Source organism: Streptomyces sp. TBY4 (assembly GCF_024213195.1).
GTDB lineage: Bacteria > Actinomycetota > Actinomycetes > Streptomycetales > Streptomycetaceae > Streptomyces.
The window spans coordinates 350,951-367,029 of sequence record NZ_JANAVF010000006.1 but is presented as its reverse complement, the minus strand read 5'-3'; the positions used below and the strand labels follow the sequence as shown (position 1 = coordinate 367,029).

The following is a 16,079-nucleotide window of genomic DNA, read 5'->3' as shown; positions in this document are numbered from 1 at the left end:
ACACGCCTCCGGCAGATGGCTCAGAACTTTGTCAGCGTCATCGCTGCCGGAGGTCTCTTCCACCCGGACGGCCAGGGGGCCACGGGCCGGCGCCCCGGGACCGATTGCAGTCCGTATTGACGGGCACGCCGTAGCAGGAAAGCAGGAATACTCCCCTCCGCACTCACAGGGTACCCGTCGCGGACGGATAAGGTAAAGGGGATCCCAAGAACTGGTCAGTACCCGGTCATCGAGGCGGCCGGGCGAACTGCCCCGCCGCCTCCCGGGCGCCGCTACCGCGCGCCGCCCCGGGCCGCCGCGACCCGCTGAAGTGCCTGGTCCAGGACCCGGCTGCCCTGCGGGGGCAGATCCGGCTCGAAGATCCAGGCGTGGTGGACCCAGGGGTCGGCGAGATGGTTGTCCGGTACGGGCGACAGCCGCATCAGCGAGCGCCACAGCGGGTCCAGCAGCGGCCCGTAGGCCGAGGCCTCGTCACGGTCCGCGACCATCAGGAGGTGCACGCCGACCGCCGGGCCCTCGTCCGCGAGATAGCGCAGACGGGTGACGGCGCGGTCGTCGAAGCCGTGCGGGAAGTCGTGCACGATCAGCAGCTGGTCGGAGGTGTCCACATCCGGCGGCAGGTCCTCCGGAGCTCCGGCCCGCACCGCCATCTGTACGAGGTCCACCCGGCGGGTCAGCCGCTCCAGGGTCTCGGTGACCCCCGCCGCCCCGGCCGCCGGCGCCCCGGCCAGCACTCCGGCACGCACCAGCGGGGCCAGCGAGGCCGCGCCGGCGCCGGCCGCGTCGATGACGTGGACGGCGAACCGGTCGGCGGGGTGGGCGGCCAGCATCCGCGCCGCGTGCGCGACGGCCATGTCCATGGCGGCCCGGCGCAGCCGGTCGGTGTCCATCGCCATGGCCGCCTCGGAGCCGGTGCGGCCGTTGTCGATCCACAGCCCGCGCTCCAGCGGGACCCGGACCAGCATGGGAATGCGCAGGTCGGGCCGCTCGGGCAGGTGGAGGTCGCCCAGGCGCAGGGCGAGGGGGGCCTCGGCGGGCACGGAGTGGGCCTGCCAGACCGGGCTGTCCCAGCGCGCGTACGCGGCGGGCAGCGCGGGCTCGACCACCTCGGTCTCGGCGGTGAGCTGGACCAGGTCCCGGTCGAGGACCTCCTGCGCCCGCGCGACCAGTTCCTCGCGGCGGGCCCGGGCGGTGTCCCGGGCGGCGTTCCCCGAGCCGCCGAGGCGGTGGCGGGGGTCGGACAGCGCCTCGTCGAGCTCGCGGTCCATCCGGGAGTCGGCGAACTCGACGGCGCCGCGGTAGGCGGCGACGGCGCGGGCCAGGTCCTCGAACATCCCCCAGACCTGGTTGTAGAGCCGCTCCTCCATGGACCAGCCGCTCGCGTCCCCGGCGACGGGGCGGGGCTGCTCCCCGGGCCGCGGCGGCGCGGCCGGGCGCGGCGCGGGCTCGGGCGGCTCGGTGCTGGTGCGGCGGCGCGGGTGGGCGTAGCTGATGGTGGGCGGCCCGCCGGCGGTCTCCGGGCCCGGCGCCGGCGGCATCGGCGGGGGCACGGGGGCGGAGGAGGCCGGAGCGTCCTGCGGCGCCGGGGTCGGTGCCGGGATCTGGCCCGGGGTCTGGGCCGTGGCCGGAGCCCGGAGCCCGCGCGGCACGGTCGGGGCCGGCCCGCCGGGCATGACGGCCAGGGTGATGTCCCCGGCCGGCGCCGTGCCCAGGGCGGCGGCGGCCAGTTCGGCCGCGGCCGGGGCGGGCAGTCCGGCGTCGGTCAGGAGCGCCCCGAGGCCGGCGGCGTACCCCTGGCCGACGGCGCGCACCTTCCAGGCGCCCTGGCGCCGGTACAGCTCCAGGGCCACGACGGCGGTCTCCGACTCCAGTCCGGTCAGCGTGTACCCGGCGAGCTCCGCGCCCTCCGGGTCGGCCACGGACACGTAGGAGGCGGGGACCGCGCCGAAGTGCCCCGGCCCGCCGGGCGGCAGGACCAGGACGAGGCCGACCCGGTGGACGGCCGGGACGACCGCGTCGAGGTCGACCGCTATGCGGTGCTGCCCGGAGGCCGCCCCGGGCACTTCCAGCCCCGGGAGGGTGCGGGCGCCCGGGTGGGCGACCGCCCCGGGGCCGGAGAGCCGGCCCGTGTCGTCGCCGAGGTGGGCCAGGGCGAGCACGGGTGTGCCCGCCGAGACCCTGATCTCCACCCGGCTCCGGGACAAGGGGTGGTTCTGCCCCCGGACCAGTTCGGCCGTCATCGTGCAGCCCCTCCCCCGTACCCGTTCTTCCGCCGGGCCCTCGATCGTGCCCGGTCCTGCCCTGCGGTGTTCTGCTCTACTGCTCTACTGCTTTACGGCTCTGCCGGTCCTGCTCAGCTCACAGGTGCGGCAGGATCGCCGGCATCAGGTCCTGGAAGGTACGGCCGTTGGCCGGGTTCCCGAGGGCCGTCATCTGCCAGCCGGCGCCGACGCGCGACACCTTCGCCATGATCTGAGCGGTGTACTGGCCGCCACCGTCCAGCGTGTAGCGGGCCAGCTCCTGGCCGTTGGTCTCGTCGACGATGCGGCAGAAGGCGTTCTCCACCTCCTGGAACGTCTGGCCGGTGAAGGAGTTCACCGTGAAGACGATCTGGTCGATGTGCACCGGCACGCGCTGCAGGTCGACGAGGATCGACTCGTCGTCCCCGCCCTGGCCGACGCCGCCGACGAGGTTGTCACCGGTGTGCTTGACCGAGCCGTCGTCGCTCTGCAGGTGCCGGAAGAAGACGACGTCCACGGGCTGCTTGTCGGCGAAGAGCACCGCCGACGCGTCGAGGTCGATCTCCCGGGTCCGCGAGCCGAACAGCCCCCGGCGCTTGGCCGCCTGCCAGCCGAGGCCCATCCGGACCGCGGTCAGCGTGCCTCCGTCCGCCTTCTGCAGACTGATGGCCTGACCCTTGGTCATGTTGACCGTCACGCGCTGTCCCCTCTCCATAGCCCGCCCCCGATGGGGGTGCGCAGCGTGTTCCTGCGGCTGTGCCAACCCTACTGACCGCCTCCGGGTCAGGCGAGGCCCGCTTCCTTCATCTGTCGCAGCTCCTTCTTCAGCTCGCCGACCTCGTCCCTGATCCGGGCCGCGACCTCGAACTGGAGCTCGGCCGCCGCGCCCCGCATCCGCTCGGTCATCTGCTCGATGAGTGCGGCCAGTTCGGCGGCGGGACGGTCCGTGGCCGCCACGGGGGCCTTCGCGCCCTTGGCCCCCTTGGCTCCGGCCTTGCCGCCCGCCGCCGCGGCCTGCGCCGCCTTGCCGCCGAGCGCCGGGACGGGCGCCTTGAGGGCCTTGCCGTCCTTCGTCTGCCGGTAGCCGGTCCCGAGGAGCTCCTCGGTGTCGAGCTCCTCGCGGGCGATGGTGGCCACGATGTCGTTGATCTTCTTGCGCAGCGGCTGCGGGTCGATGCCGTGGGCCGTGTTGTAGGCGACCTGCTTCTCGCGGCGCCGGTTCGTCTCGTCGATCGCCTGGGCCATCGCCGGGGTGATGCTGTCGGCGTACATGTGGACCTGGCCGGAGACGTTGCGCGCCGCGCGGCCGATGGTCTGGATCAGCGAGGTGCCCGAGCGCAGGAAGCCCTGCTTGTCGGCGTCGAGGATGGCCACCAGCGAGACCTCGGGCAGGTCGAGGCCCTCGCGGAGCAGGTTGATGCCGACCAGGACGTCGTACTCGCCGGCCCGCAGCTCGCGCAGCAGCTCGATGCGGCGCAGGGTGTCCACGTCGCTGTGCAGGTAGCGGACCTGGATGCCGAGCTCCAGGAAGTAGTCGGTGAGGTCCTCGGCCATCTTCTTGGTGAGGGTGGTGACCAGGACCCGCTCGTCCTTCTCCACCCGCTGCCGGATCTCGTGCACCAGGTCGTCGATCTGGCCCTCGGTGGGCTTGACCACGACCTCCGGGTCGATCAGACCGGTCGGGCGGATGATCTGCTCGACGAAGCCGTCGCCGCGCGAGAGCTCGTACTTGCCCGGGGTGGCGGACAGGTAGACGGTCTGGCCGATCCGCTCCTGGAACTCCTCCCACTTCAGCGGCCGGTTGTCGAGCGCGGAGGGGAGCCGGAAGCCGTGGTCGACGAGGGTCCGCTTGCGGGAGGCGTCCCCCTCGTACATCGCGCCGATCTGCGGCACGGTGACGTGCGATTCGTCGATGACGAGGAGGAAGTCCTCGGGGAAGTAGTCGATGAGGGTGTTCGGGGCGGAGCCGCGCTCGCGGTCGTCCATGTGCAGCGAGTAGTTCTCGATGCCGGAGCAGGAGCCGATCTGGCGCATCATCTCCAGGTCGTACGTGGTGCGCATGCGCAGCCGCTGCGCCTCCAGCATCTTGCCCTGCTTCTCCAGCTCCGCGAGGCGCTCGGCGAGCTCGGCCTCGATGCCGGCGATCGCCTTCTCCATCCGCTCGGGGCCGGCGACGTAGTGGCTGGCGGGGAAGACGTAGAGCTCACGGTCCTCGCTGATCACCTCGCCGGTCAGCGGGTGCAGGGTGGACAGGGCCTCGATCTCGTCCCCGAACATCTCGATGCGGACGGCCAGTTCCTCGTAGACCGGGAAGATCTCGATGGTGTCGCCGCGCACCCGGAAGGTGCCCCGGGTGAAGGCCACGTCGTTGCGGGTGTACTGGATGTCGACGAAGCGGCGCAGGAGCTGGTCCCGGTCCATCTCCTCGCCGACCTTCAGGGGGACCATCCGGTCGACGTACTCCTGCGGGGTGCCGAGACCGTAGATGCAGGACACGGAGGCGACGACGATCACGTCGCGCCGGGTGAGGAGGGAATTGGTCGCGGAGTGGCGCAGCCGCTCCACCTCCTCGTTGATCGAGGAGTCCTTCTCGATGTAGGTGTCCGACTGCGGTACGTACGCCTCGGGCTGGTAGTAGTCGTAGTACGAGACGAAGTACTCGACCGCGTTGTTCGGCAGGAGCTCGCGGAACTCGTTCGCCAGCTGGGCGGCGAGCGTCTTGTTCGGCGCCATCACCAGGGTGGGCCGCTGGAGCTTCTCGATCATCCAGGCGGTCGTCGCCGACTTGCCGGTTCCGGTCGCGCCGAGCAGCACGACATCCTTCTCACCTGCACGGATGCGCTTCTCCAGCTCGGCGATGGCCGCCGGCTGGTCGCCGCTGGGCTGGTAGGAGCTGACGACCTCGAAAGGCGCCACCGTGCGTTCGATCTTCGATACGGGCCGCATGGGTCAACCGTACGACCCCCCACTGACACTCGGCGCCCGCCCGCCCCGGAAGGAGCCGTGCGGGCCTGGTCCGTTTGTCGTAGTTCGGTGGCGGCCCGGTGATCACCAACCCCATGATCGCCGTACGCGGCCCTCCCTGAAAGTGCGTCGGAAACGCACCGCCGCCGGTGCACCGCCGCAACGAATGCCGCTCCGCGCCCGTTTGACGGCAGGAGCAGGGCCCCCGACCCGAGGAGAACGCGCATGTACGTCCGATCCGCCGCCGCGGCCACCGCCGCCTTCCTGGGACTCGCCCTCAGCGTGTGCAGTGCGGGCTCCGCCTCGGCCGCACCCGGTCCGGGCTGGCTGGCCGACCCGATCGTGTACGCCCACCGGGGGGCTTCGGCGTACGCCCCGGAGAACACCCTGGAGGCGATCGACCTGGCCATGGCGATGGGCTTCGACTGGGTGGAGAACGACGTCCAGCGCACCCGGGACGGGGAGCTCGTGGTCATCCACGACGACACCCTGACCCGGACGACCGACGTCGAGGAGGTGTTCCCCGACCGCAAGCCCTGGCGGGTGAAGGACTTCACCGCGGCGGAGATCGCCCGGCTGGACGCGGGCAGCTGGTTCGGACAGGAGTTCGCGGGCGCCCGCGTACCGACCCTGCGGGAGTACATGGACCGGGTCCAGCGCAACCGGCAGCGGCTGCTGCTGGAGATCAAGAAGCCGGAGCTGTACCCGGGGATCGAACGGCAGACCCTGGACGTGCTCGGCGAGACCGGCTGGCTCGACGAGGACCGGGTGGCCCGCAGGCTGGTGGTCCAGAGCTTCAGCGCCACTTCCGTCCGCACGGTGCACGAGCTGCGCCCCGACCTGGTCACGGCCTTCCTGGGCACCCCCGCCCTCGCCGACCTGCCGCGGTACGCCGAGTTCACCGACCGGATCAACCCCTGGCACACCACCATCGACGAGGAGTGGGTCGCCGCGGTCCACGAGCTGCTCGGCGCCCACGGCAGGGCGCTGGAAGTGGACACCTGGATCGTGGACGACGCCGAGACCGCCCGGAAGGTCCAGGACATGGGCGTGGACGGGATCATCACCGACAAGCCCGACGTCGTACGGGAGGCGGTCAGGGGCTACTGAGGCGGGGCACTGTCAGTGGGGAGCCGTACCGTGAAGGGGTGGACACTCCTGAGCCCCGCGGGCCGCACCTCGAATGGACCGTCGTCGACAGCGAGATCGGTCCGCTGCTCCTCGCCGCCACCCCGGAGGGTCTGGTCAAGGTCGAGTTCCACGCCGGACCGGACCGGGCGGGGAAGATGATCGGCGCGCTGGTCTCCCGGCTCGGCGCCGACGCCCGGCGCCCGCCGTCGGGCGAGGAGGTCCTGCTGGCCGAGCCGATACGCCAGCTGAAGGCCTACTTCGCCGGTACGCTGCGCCGCTTCGACCTGCCGCTGGACTGGCGGCTCAGCTCCGGCTTCAACCGCCAGGTCCTCCAGGAACTGGACCGCACCGTGCCCTACGGGGCGGTCGTGGGGTACGGCGAGCTGGCCGCCCGGGCCGGGGCCCCGGGCGCCGCCCAGGCCGTCGGCAACGCCATGGGCTCGAACCCGCTGCCCCTGGTGGTGGCCTGCCACCGCGTGGTGGAGAACGACGGTGGCATCGGCGGCTTCGGCGGCGGCGTGGAGACCAAGCGCCGGCTCCTCGCCCTGGAGGGGGTCCTCCCCCAGCCGCTGTTCTGAGCGGGCCGGCCGTGCTCCCGATGCTCCCCGTGCCCCCGGAAACCCCGTTCCGCCCGCCCCGCGAGGGGTGCGAAACTGCGGCGGTGACCACACCTCGCGCCGTGCCCGCAGCCCCTCCGCACCCCTGTCGGAGGTGGACCGCGTGAGCACCGCGCCCGGCACCGCCCGGCCCACCCCGAAGGTCACCGCCGCCGATCTGCCCCGGCTGCGCCGCCGCACCTCCGGGGTGCTGATCGCCGGCCAGGTGCTGGGCGGCATCGGCGTCCCCATCAGCATCGCCCTGGCCCCGGTCCTGGCCACCGAGGTCAGCGGCACGGAGTCGCTCTCCGGCTTCGCCTCGACCGCCTCCGTCATCGGCACCGCGGCCTTCTCCCTGCCGCTCGCCGCGCTGATGACCGCGCGCGGCCGCCGGCCCGGCCTGGTCCTCGCCTACGTGATCGGGGCCGCCGGGGCCGCCCTCGTCGTCCTCGCCGCCTCGGTCAAGAACTTCCCGCTGCTGATGCTCGGCATGGCCGCCTTCGGAGCCGCGTCCTCCGCCAACCTCCAGGCCCGCTTCGCCGCCGCCGACCTCGCCGAGCCCGACCACCGGGCCCGGGCGATCTCCGTCGTCGTATGGGCCTCCACCATCGGCGCCGTGCTCGGCCCCAACCTCTCCGCCCCGGCCAGCCGCAGTTTCGACGGCACCTCCATACCCCCGACGGCGGGGCCCTTCATCTGGGCCGGCGCCGTCTTCCTGCTCACCGCCGCGCTGATCGGCGTACTCCTGCGCCCGGATCCGCTGCTGACGGCCCGCGCGCTCGCCCCGTCCGAGGACCAGACCCCCGCCGGGCGTTCGCTGCGCGCCGGGTTCGCGGCCGTCAAGGCCTCCCCCCGGGCCCGGCTCGCGCTGCTCACCATCGCGGTGTCGCACACCGCCATGGTCTCGATCATGGTGATGACCCCGGTCGACCTCGGGCACCACGGAGCCGGGCTCCAGCTCATCGGGCTGGTCATCAGCGTGCACATCGCGGGCATGTTCGGCTTCTCGCCGGTGATGGGCTGGCTCGCGGACCGGATCGGCCGGCTGTCCGTGATCGGGCTCGCGGCCGGGTTGCTGTCCATCGCCGCGCTGCTCGCCGGCACGGCCGACGGGAACCACACCCAGAGCGGCGTCGGCCTCTTCCTGCTCGGCCTGGGCTGGTCCGCCGGCATGGTCTCCGGCTCGGCGCTGCTGACCGACTCGGTACCGCAGCCCGCGCGGGCCGCCGTACAGGGGCTGGGCGACCTCACCATGAACACGGCCGCCGGTATCGGCGGCGCCGCCGCCGGGCTCGTCATGTCCCAGGCGGGCTACGGCTGGCTCAACGCCGCCGCGGCGGCGCTGCTGCTGCCGATGGCGGCGCTCGCGCTGTTCACCTCGCGGCGCGGAACAGGCTCGGCTCAGTAACTGATGTGGTACGCCTTGCGGAGCGTCTCGTGGACGGTCCAGGTGGTCCGGTCCCCCTCCCGCAGGACGCATGCGGAACCGGGGCCGACCTCCAGGGTCTCCCCGCCCTCCACCTCGACGGTGGCACGGCCGCTGACCACCACGAACAGCTCGTTCGCCTCGGTGTCGGTGACCACGCCCGGGGTGATCTGCCAGATCCCGCGGATCTGCGAGCCGTCCGGCGCCTCCCACAGCACCTTGCCCGTCACGACGGGGTTCCCGGAGACGATCTGCGCGGGGTCGAGCTCGTCCACTTCCAGCTCGGAGTCGGGGAAGTCCGGGACGGAAACGGCGAAGGAAGCGGGGGCGGAGTGATCATTCGTGCTCATGCCGAGTGAGCCTAATCGGGCCGCCCGCCGCACCGGGGTGACCAGACCGTCCAGCGCGTACCCGCCCCACCCATCACCCTGTCGACCGGCAAACTCCAGCCCGCCCGGCGTTTGAGGGCACGGGCGCGCAGCGCACGTACGGGTCCGGGCGGAGCCCGGGGAACGGTGAAAGGGCGGGTAGGGGACAGCCCCGCAGGGCAGCCCACCCGCCGGCGGCCGGCCGGGCCCAGGGATCGGGTGCCGATGCCGCAGGCGGGTTCGCGCCGCGGCGGGGATCTCGCGTTTGGGGGCCCGGGGCGCGTGCCAGGGATGGGGACATGTCACAGCACACAGCATCTGCGCGCACCGCCCCGACCCCCGTCCTGTCGGAGGAGGTCCGCGAGGCCCTCGACCGCCGGCAGCCCGTCGTGGCCCTGGAGTCCACGATCCTCGCCCACGGCCTCCCCCGCCCCCGCAACCTCGAGGTGGGCCTGGAACTGGAGGAGCTGGTCCGGGCGGAGGGCGCCGTTCCGGCGACCGTCGCCGTCATCGACGGAGTCGCGTACGCCGGGCTGGACAAGGCCCGGCTGGAGCGGATCGCCGGCGGCGACGGCGTGCGCAAGCTCGGCCACCGGGACCTGGCCCCCGCCCTCGCGACGGGCGCCACGGGCGCCACGACGGTCTCGGCCACCGCCTTCCTCGCCGCGCGGGCGGGGCTGCGGGTCTTCGCCACCGGCGGGCTGGGCGGCGTACACCGGGACTGGACGCGGTCTCAGGACGAGTCGGCGGACCTCCCGCTGCTGGCGCGGACCCGGATCACCGTGGTGTGCGCGGGGGTGAAGTCGATCCTGGACGTGCCCGCGACGCTCCAGCGGCTGGAGACCCTGGGGGTGACGGTCCTCGGGTACGGGACGGATCGTTTCCCCGGGTTCTACCTGGCCGATTCCGGCGAACCGGTGGACTGGACGGTCCACCGCCCGGAGGAGGTGGCGGACGTGATGGCCGCTCAGGACCTGCTCGGCGGCGCGGAGTCGGCGCTGCTCGTGGCCAACCCGGTGGCGCGGGAGCAGCAGCTCGACCCGGAGCTGCACGACCGGGTGCTGGCCGAGGCCCTGTCGGAGTGCCGGGAGCGCGGCATCACGGGACAGGCGGTGACACCGTTCCTGCTGGGGTTCCTGGTGCGCGCGACGGGCGGCGCCTCACTGGAGGCCAACCTCGCGGCGGTACGGGGCAACGTGCGCCTCGGGGCCCGGATCGCGCGGGCCTGGACGGCCCGGCCGTGACCGGCGCACCGCCCGCTCCCGCCGGGCCGCCCGGGCCGGGGGCGTTGCTCGTCGTCGGGGACGTGGTGACGGACGTCGTGGCGGTGCACGCGGAGCCGCTGGCTCCGGGTACCGACACCCCGGCCCGGATCCGGACCCTGCCGGGCGGCGCCGGGGCCAACGCGGCCTGCTGGGCCGCCCGCGCGGGCGGCCCGGAGGTACGCCTCCTCGCGCGGGTCGGCGCCGACTCGGCCGGATGGCACGAGCGGGCACTGCTCGACGCGGGGGTGCGGCCGGAGCTGGTGGTCGATCCCGTCGAGCCGACCGGGACGGTGGTCGCGCTGGTCGGCGAGGACGCGGAGCGGACCTTCCTGACCGACAGCGGGGCCTCGCTGCGGCTCTCCCCCGCAGACTGGGAGCCCGGACTCCTGGACGGGGTCGCCCACCTCCACCTGTCGGGCTACCTGTTCTTCGCCGACCCGAGCCGGGAACTGGCCCGGGTCGCGCTACGGGCCGCGCGGGCCCGGAACGTGCCGGTGAGCGTGGATCCGGCGTCGGCCGGGTTCCTGGCCGCGCTGGGGCCGCAGCGCTTCCTGGCCGCCGCGGCGGGGGTCGGCGTACTGCTGCCGAACGAGGACGAGGCACTGCTGCTGACGGGAACTCGCGGGGCGGCCGGGGTGGCCGGGACGGCCCGGGCGGCCGCCGTCGCGCGGGCGGCGGCGGAGCTGAGCCTGCGGGTGCCGCTGGTGGTGGTCACCCGGGGCCGGGCCGGAGCCCTCGTCGCCGAGGACGGCCGGGTGACGGCCGAGGTCGCGGCGGAGAGCGCCGAGGCGGTGGATTCCACGGGCGCCGGTGACGCCTTCACCGGCGCCTTCCTCGCCGCCCGGCTGGCGGGAGCGGGCCCGGAGCGGGCCGCGGGGGCCGGCTGCCGGGCGGCCGCGCTGGCGGTGACCCGGCTGGGCGGGCGGCCGTAGGAGGGCGTCCGCGGGGAGAGCGGCCTCAGGATGCGGGTCAGGAGGTGTACTGCTGGTCGAGGGAGTCGATGACGCCCGCGGAGTCCAGGTGGTAGCGGAAGACGCGGCCCTGGTTCGGGTGGGCGACGAGCCAGTCGATGAGCTCCTGGAGCGTGATGGGTTGGCCCACGGCGCTGTCGACGAGGGGAGTGACGGCCGTGATCCTGGCGTCCTCCGCGATGTTGAGGAAGGTTTCCTTGCCGGTGGTCTCGAAGGGGGCAGCGTCCGCCCCGGGGGCGGCGCAGCCCCAGTTGCCATGCTTGATGATCAGGCTGTGGGCCCCGCCCTCGGGGGTGTAGCGGTAGACGGCGACCTCGTCGGGCGAGATCGGCATCTTGTGGTCGCAGGTGGAACCGGGCGCCGGCGGCTTCTTCGAGCCCGCAGGAGTGGCTGTCGAAGGGGCGGTCGCAGTGGCGGTGGGAGCCGGCTTCTTCGCCGTGGCCGGGGAAGAAGGGGCCGTGGCCGTCGCGGAGGCGGTGTCCGAGGGAGCCGCACTGGCGGAGGGGCTCGCGGGGGTGCCCGGCGCACCGGTCTCCTCGTCGCCGCTGCACGCCGTGAGGGCCAGGGTCCCGCACAGGGCCAGCGCGGCGAGCGCCGCCTGCGTGCGGAGCCGTCTCGCGTCCCGAACCGCCGTGCCGCGTCCGCGCATTGCCTTCTCCCTCTGCCAAGGTGCCACCGGGTGACCGCCGTCGAAGCGTGCCGTCAACGTAGCGCGCGGTTCCGGCCGCAGCGATGGCCGGAACCGATCGTCACCGTGCCGGAATCCCCCCGTTGCGGTTCCCGGACCTCCGTGACGGGGCGGGGGTACGCGGCGGCCCGCGCAGTCAGCCGGTATGCCCTCCGCGCAGGCCCGTCCAGGCCGGGTGGCGCGGATCGTCGGCCCGGACCAGGGCGTCGGCCCGGTCCGCCGGGCCGGTTTCGGCCTCGTAGCGTGCGAAGGCGGGCAGGGTCCAGCGGGCGGACTCCTCGGTGCGGCGGGCGAGGGCGCCCGGGGAGAGGCCGATGTGGACGCTGAGGTCGAAGGGGAACCAGTGGCCCAGCAGCAGCGGGCCGTGCACGATCAGCACGCCGCCGGGCGGGAGTTCGGCGTACGGGCTGCGGGTCGCCCGGTCGGTGACCGGGTCCCAGAGGTCGGGCAGCACCCGGCCGGTGCCGCCGGGGTCGGTCGGGCCGAAGACCTCCCGCCAGAGCGCGGCCGTGTCGTACCAGCCGTCGAGGTAGGAGTCCACGTCCTCGCGGCCGAACTCGAAGCGGAGGGAGGCCGGGCGCAGGAAGCCCTCGGCCGCCACCACCAGGACCGATCGCCCGCGCAGGCGCAGCGCGTCGGCGAGCTCCGCCGCGAGGACCCCGGTGCGGGCGGCGGGCGCCCCGTCGATGCCCACCCGCCGCCACCGGTCCTCGGGGGCCTCCTTGCCCTCGGCCCGGCCGTTCTCCTCTTCGGCCCGGCCGTTGTCGTCGTCGAGGTGACCGGCGAGCCGCTCGGCCATCCGCTGCCATGTGATCGCTTCCAGCTGCACCAGCCCATTGTCAGTGGTGGCCCCTAACGTTTTTCAGGAGGGATCACCGGCGCACAGGGGGCCGGTGGCCCGGCCTTGGGGAGGGGTCTGTCATGGCTCGGGAGACGACGTATCTGGAGCTGTCCCAGGAGGGCGGCGGTGCCCACAAGTTCTACGAGGTCGTCGTCGACGGCACCTCCGTCTCGGTGCGGTACGGCCGCATCGGCGCGGACGGCCAGCTGCAGAGCTCCTCCTTCCCGACCGTCGAGAAGGCGCGGGCGGCCGCCGCCAAGAAGGTCGGGGAGAAGGTCCGCAAGGGCTACGCCCCGGCGGTGCAGGGAGCCCGCGCGGCCCGGTCGGTGACGCGCCGCCAGGTGACCTCCACCCCGTCCACCGCACGCGCGGTGGCCCCGGTGCTGTGGCGGTTCCGTACGGGGTCCTCCGCCTTCGGGATCCACGTGGACGAGGACCGCTGCTGGGTCGGCAACCAGGACGGGGACGTCTACACGGTGAGCCACGACGGCGAGGTGCTCGCCCGGTACTCGCTGCCCGACGGGGTGAAGTGCCTGGTGGCGGACGAGTTCTGGATCTATGCGGGCTGTGACGACGGCACTGTGTACGACCTGTCCTCGAAGGTGCCGTTCGGGGCGTACGACATCGCCGACGACGTGGACATCTTCTGGCTCGACATCCGCGAGGGCGTGCTGAACGTGTCCGACCGCAGCGGCGGGCTGACGGTCATCGACCACGAGGACGAGTTCCAGTGGTCGCGGCGCTCGTCCGGTTCGAACGCGTGGATGGTGCGGGCGGACGAGCGGGCGGTCTACCACGGCCACAGCAAGGGGGTCACGGCCTACGCCCCGGACGGCGGGCGGGAGTTGTGGCACACGCCGACCAGCGGGTCGGTGCTGTTCGGCTGGCAGGAGGACCACGCGGTGTACGCGGGGACCGGCCGCAACACGGTGGAGCGGCTGTCGAAGGCGACGGGTGCGCTGGAGGCCTCGTACCGGTGCGACGCGGCGGTCTACTCGTGCGCGACCTCGCCGGACGGGCGGCACGTCTTCGCCGGCGACCTGGCCTCGTCCGTGTACTGCTTCGACGCCGACGGACGCCGGCTGTGGAAGCTGGGCACCGGCAGCGGGGCAGCGCTGTCCATGCAGTACCTGGACGAGCGGCTGTACTTGGTGACCACGGACGGTTCGCTGGTGTGCGTGGACGCGAGCGAGGCCGCGATCGCGGCCGCCCGCGAGGGGTCCGTGCCGACGGCGGTGGACGTGAAGTCGGCGGCCGCACTGCCCGTGTTCACCCCGGCGGCCGGCCCCGCGGCGGTGGCGACGGTTTCGGTGGCCTCGGTGCCCGCAGGCGGCGTGGTGGTGGAGTGCGTGCAGCAGGGCCAGCGGATGCGCGTCCAGGTGGTGTCGGGCGGGTTCGAGCCCTCGTGGAACGTGCAGTTCCCGCGCGGGATACGGGAGCCCGGCGCCCGGTACGTGGTGGACGGCCTGCACCCGGCCGCCGGAGGCTTCTACCGCGTGCGCGGGGAGATCCGCCGGCTCGTCTGACCCGGTGACCGGGGGTCGCGGTGCGCGGGGCCGGAGCTCATCGCGTCCGCGTGGGGCAGGCGCACGGCGTGGCTCCGGGCGGGGCCCCGGCGGGGAGGGCGAAGGGGTCACCCTCGGCGAGGGCCGCGGTGACGCAGAGCACGACCCGGTCGGTGCCGAGATTGCGGCCGAGGTGGACGTGGCGGCGGCCGGCGGGCTCCACGAAGCTGGTGCCGGTGCGATGGACCTCGACGGTTCCGTCGCTCAGGATCCGGGTCAGCGTGCCCGATTTGACGACCGCTATCAGCGGGACGCGGTGGTAGTGCCAGCCGGTGCAGCCACCGGGTTCTATCGCGACCTCTCTCACCACGAGGTCGGAGGCCACCTCCGCCTTCGGACGCCGGCCCGCCACCCTCGGGCGCCGGGCCGTAGCCTGCCGTCCAGCCATGATTCCCTCCTCCATGGACCGGCCGCGGCCCACTCGACTCACGGTAGGAGGACACCCTGAGGTCGGGGAAGGCTCTGTGAAACCGCAAGTACCCGTTCGTACAAGGTGATATAAGGCCGGAACGGCGGTATCAGTTCGGCATGAGCCTGGTCGTTTTCGAGTCGACGAAGCAGATCCACTGCGCGGAGTGCAGGCAGGGCCCCCTGCGCCGCCTCGTCCGCGAGACCGGCGTGCCCCGCTGCCTGGACTGCGCCGATCTCGGACACCTCGTCTACCTGCCGCGCGGAGACACGGCCCTCACCCGGCGGGCGCACGAGGCCAGTTCGCTGTCCGCCGTCGTGGTCCGCTTCCACCGGCGCCGCCGCCGGTACGAGCGTCTGGGCATCCTCGTCGAGGACGCCGCCCTGGCCCGCGCCGAGCGTGCCTGCCTCGCGGACGCCGAGGCGCGGGCCCGCCGCCGGGAGCGCGACCGGCTGCGCCGGGCGGCCGAGGACACCCGGTTCACGGCGGCCTTCGCCGCCGAGATCCTGCGCCTGTTCCCGGGGTGCCCCGCCGACCGGGCCCGGGCCATCGCCGCGCACGCCTCGGTGCGCGGCAGCGGCCGGGTGGGCCGCAGTGCGGCCGGCCGGGCCCTCGACCCGCCGGCCGTGTACGCGGCGGTACGGGCGGCCGTGCGGCACCTCGACACCGAGTACGACGCCCTGCTGATGGCGGGCGTGCCCCGGTTCGCCGCCCGGGCCCGGCTGGCGCCCCGGATCGACGCGATCCTGGACGGCTGGCGGGCGGCCTCCGACACTTCGGCGCAGGCTAGTTGAGCCGGAAGCGGCGGTAGAGCAGGACGCCGCCGAGCAGCATGGCTCCGCCGCCGGACAGCAGGTATCCGAGATCCTCGGCCCCGGTGTGGGCGAGCGCCGAGGGGTGGCTGCGCGGCGGCGCCGGCGGGGTGACCGGACGCACGGCGACGGGGGGCCGCACGGGCGGCTGGACGGGCTTGACGGTGACCGGGGCCGGGCCGTTGACGGAGGTGTTGCCCACGGAGGCGTTGCCGACGCCGACGACGCTCACCGAGTTGCCGCTGATGTTGAGCGGGACCTCGACGGGGAGCTGGAGGCCGTTGCCGGACAGCAGCCCCGGAGAATCCTTTCCGCGCCCGTCGGCCACCGCACCCCGGCCCTGCCCGCCGCTGCCGGCACCGTTCCCCGCACCGTTTCCGGCGCCGGGTTTCGAGGGGTGCGAGGGGTCGGAGGGCCGCGGCCCGGGATGCCCGGGCTTCCCGCCGCCCTGGTCGGCATTGACGCACCGGTTGCCGGCGGCCGGGTTGAGGAGGCCGACCACGCTCACGGTGTTCCCGCACACGTTCACCGGTGCGTGCACCGGCAGTTGGAGCAGGTTCCCCGCCAGCACCCCCGGCGAACGCTCCGCCCGGCCATCGGCCTCCGCGTCCGCGTGGGCGAAGCCGCCCACCCCCGCGACCGCCAGTCCACCTCCCGCGACCACCGCCGCGATCAAGCCATTCCGACGACTCTGACGCATCATCTGTCCTGCCTTCCGGAGGGGTTCACGGGCATCGCACCCGTACCGGAATCAACGCCGCAGACCCGTTCGGGTTATAGCGCCGGTAGGCATTTCACTCCAT

The 16,079-nt window shown here is 73.7% G+C and carries 15 protein-coding genes; 7 read left to right on the top strand and 8 right to left on the bottom strand.

Annotated elements, in window-relative coordinates; genetic code table 11:
* Positions 1-272: 272 nt before the first annotated feature.
* The 3 genes from NLX94_RS17510 to uvrB all read right to left on the bottom strand — a co-directional run bounded on the left by NLX94_RS17510 (position 273) and on the right by uvrB (position 5,186).
* Positions 273-2,240, bottom strand: coding sequence for a TerD family protein (locus NLX94_RS17510; protein WP_254383775.1), 1,968 nt, complete (start codon positions 2,238-2,240; stop codon positions 273-275).
* 118 nt (positions 2,241-2,358) lie between these two features.
* Positions 2,359-2,937: a TerD family protein gene (locus NLX94_RS17505; protein WP_254383773.1), complete on the bottom strand. Its 579-nt coding sequence runs from the start codon at positions 2,935-2,937 to the stop codon at positions 2,359-2,361.
* Positions 2,938-3,023: 86 nt separating this feature from the next.
* Entirely contained in the window at positions 3,024-5,186 is a 2,163-nt protein-coding gene (uvrB, locus tag NLX94_RS17500) for an excinuclease ABC subunit UvrB (RefSeq protein WP_254383771.1), read from the bottom strand.
* 243 nt (positions 5,187-5,429) lie between these two features.
* On the opposite strand from uvrB, the gene NLX94_RS17495 reads away from it, so the two are divergent.
* The 3 genes from NLX94_RS17495 to NLX94_RS17485 all read left to right on the top strand — a co-directional run bounded on the left by NLX94_RS17495 (position 5,430) and on the right by NLX94_RS17485 (position 8,339).
* Complete coding sequence (locus tag NLX94_RS17495; RefSeq protein ID WP_254383770.1) at positions 5,430-6,314, top strand: glycerophosphodiester phosphodiesterase family protein; 885 nt, start codon at positions 5,430-5,432, stop codon at positions 6,312-6,314.
* Positions 6,315-6,352: 38 nt separating this feature from the next.
* Positions 6,353-6,913 (top strand): methylated-DNA--[protein]-cysteine S-methyltransferase, encoded by a 561-nt coding sequence (locus NLX94_RS17490; RefSeq protein ID WP_254383769.1) that lies wholly within the window; start codon positions 6,353-6,355, stop codon positions 6,911-6,913.
* A 142-nt stretch (positions 6,914-7,055) separates the two neighbouring features.
* Positions 7,056-8,339, top strand: a complete 1,284-nt coding sequence (locus NLX94_RS17485; protein WP_254383768.1) for an MFS transporter — start codon at positions 7,056-7,058, stop codon at positions 8,337-8,339.
* Here NLX94_RS17485 and NLX94_RS17480 read toward each other — a convergent pair.
* The gene (locus NLX94_RS17480; protein ID WP_254383767.1) at positions 8,333-8,707 is read right to left on the bottom strand and encodes a cupin domain-containing protein; all 375 of its coding nucleotides are present in this window, start codon (positions 8,705-8,707) and stop codon (positions 8,333-8,335) included. The two genes, NLX94_RS17485 and NLX94_RS17480, sit on opposite strands and share 7 nt — an antisense overlap.
* A 317-nt stretch (positions 8,708-9,024) precedes the next feature.
* On the opposite strand from NLX94_RS17480, the gene NLX94_RS17475 reads away from it, so the two are divergent.
* Together NLX94_RS17475 and NLX94_RS17470 are read left to right on the top strand one after the other, a co-directional pair.
* Positions 9,025-9,969 (top strand): pseudouridine-5'-phosphate glycosidase, encoded by a 945-nt coding sequence (locus NLX94_RS17475; RefSeq protein WP_254383766.1) that lies wholly within the window; start codon positions 9,025-9,027, stop codon positions 9,967-9,969.
* Entirely contained in the window at positions 9,966-10,922 is a 957-nt protein-coding gene (locus tag NLX94_RS17470; protein WP_254383765.1) for a PfkB family carbohydrate kinase, read from the top strand. The genes NLX94_RS17475 and NLX94_RS17470 overlap by 4 nt, the downstream gene beginning before the upstream one ends.
* Positions 10,923-10,959: 37 nt before the next feature.
* Here NLX94_RS17470 and NLX94_RS17465 read toward each other — a convergent pair whose 3' ends face one another.
* The gene (locus NLX94_RS17465; protein ID WP_254383764.1) at positions 10,960-11,610 is read right to left on the bottom strand and encodes a hypothetical protein; all 651 of its coding nucleotides are present in this window, start codon (positions 11,608-11,610) and stop codon (positions 10,960-10,962) included.
* Positions 11,611-11,785: 175 nt separating this feature from the next.
* Positions 11,786-12,478, bottom strand: coding sequence for a uridine kinase (locus tag NLX94_RS17460; RefSeq protein ID WP_254383762.1), 693 nt, complete (start codon positions 12,476-12,478; stop codon positions 11,786-11,788).
* A 92-nt stretch (positions 12,479-12,570) separates the two neighbouring features.
* On the opposite strand from NLX94_RS17460, the gene NLX94_RS17455 reads away from it, so the two are divergent.
* Complete coding sequence (locus tag NLX94_RS17455; RefSeq protein WP_254383761.1) at positions 12,571-14,016, top strand: WGR domain-containing protein; 1,446 nt, start codon at positions 12,571-12,573, stop codon at positions 14,014-14,016.
* A 37-nt stretch (positions 14,017-14,053) separates the two neighbouring features.
* Here NLX94_RS17455 and NLX94_RS17450 read toward each other — a convergent pair whose 3' ends face one another.
* On the bottom strand, positions 14,054-14,443 hold the full coding sequence (locus NLX94_RS17450) for a cupin domain-containing protein (RefSeq protein ID WP_254383759.1): 390 nt from the start codon (positions 14,441-14,443) through the stop codon (positions 14,054-14,056).
* Between the two features lie 140 nt (positions 14,444-14,583).
* Here NLX94_RS17450 and NLX94_RS17445 point away from each other — a divergent pair, with 140 nt between their 5' ends.
* A complete protein-coding gene (locus NLX94_RS17445; protein ID WP_254383758.1) occupies positions 14,584-15,258 on the top strand; it encodes a DUF2293 domain-containing protein in 675 nt (224 codons plus the stop codon).
* On the opposite strand, the gene NLX94_RS17440 is transcribed toward NLX94_RS17445, so the two are convergent.
* A complete protein-coding gene (locus NLX94_RS17440; protein WP_308402441.1) occupies positions 15,251-15,940 on the bottom strand; it encodes a chaplin in 690 nt (229 codons plus the stop codon). The two genes, NLX94_RS17445 and NLX94_RS17440, sit on opposite strands and share 8 nt — an antisense overlap.
* Positions 15,941-16,079 lie beyond the last annotated feature (139 nt).

What these genes read in the sequence shown, in the direction of transcription:
- NLX94_RS17510 (WP_254383775.1), bottom strand. Translation starts at nt 2,240, where the DNA reads ATGACGGCCGAACTGGTCCGGGGGCAGAACCACCCCTTGTCCCGGAGC.
- uvrB (WP_254383771.1), bottom strand. Translation starts at nt 5,186, where the DNA reads ATGCGGCCCGTATCGAAGATCGAACGCACGGTGGCGCCTTTCGAGGTC.
- NLX94_RS17495 (WP_254383770.1), top strand. Translation starts at nt 5,430, where the DNA reads ATGTACGTCCGATCCGCCGCCGCGGCCACCGCCGCCTTCCTGGGACTC.
- NLX94_RS17480 (WP_254383767.1), bottom strand. Translation starts at nt 8,707, where the DNA reads ATGAGCACGAATGATCACTCCGCCCCCGCTTCCTTCGCCGTTTCCGTC.
- NLX94_RS17475 (WP_254383766.1), top strand. Translation starts at nt 9,025, where the DNA reads ATGTCACAGCACACAGCATCTGCGCGCACCGCCCCGACCCCCGTCCTG.
- NLX94_RS17465 (WP_254383764.1), bottom strand. Translation starts at nt 11,610, where the DNA reads ATGCGCGGACGCGGCACGGCGGTTCGGGACGCGAGACGGCTCCGCACG.
- NLX94_RS17455 (WP_254383761.1), top strand. Translation starts at nt 12,571, where the DNA reads ATGGCTCGGGAGACGACGTATCTGGAGCTGTCCCAGGAGGGCGGCGGT.
- NLX94_RS17450 (WP_254383759.1), bottom strand. Translation starts at nt 14,443, where the DNA reads ATGGCTGGACGGCAGGCTACGGCCCGGCGCCCGAGGGTGGCGGGCCGG.
- NLX94_RS17445 (WP_254383758.1), top strand. Translation starts at nt 14,584, where the DNA reads ATGAGCCTGGTCGTTTTCGAGTCGACGAAGCAGATCCACTGCGCGGAG.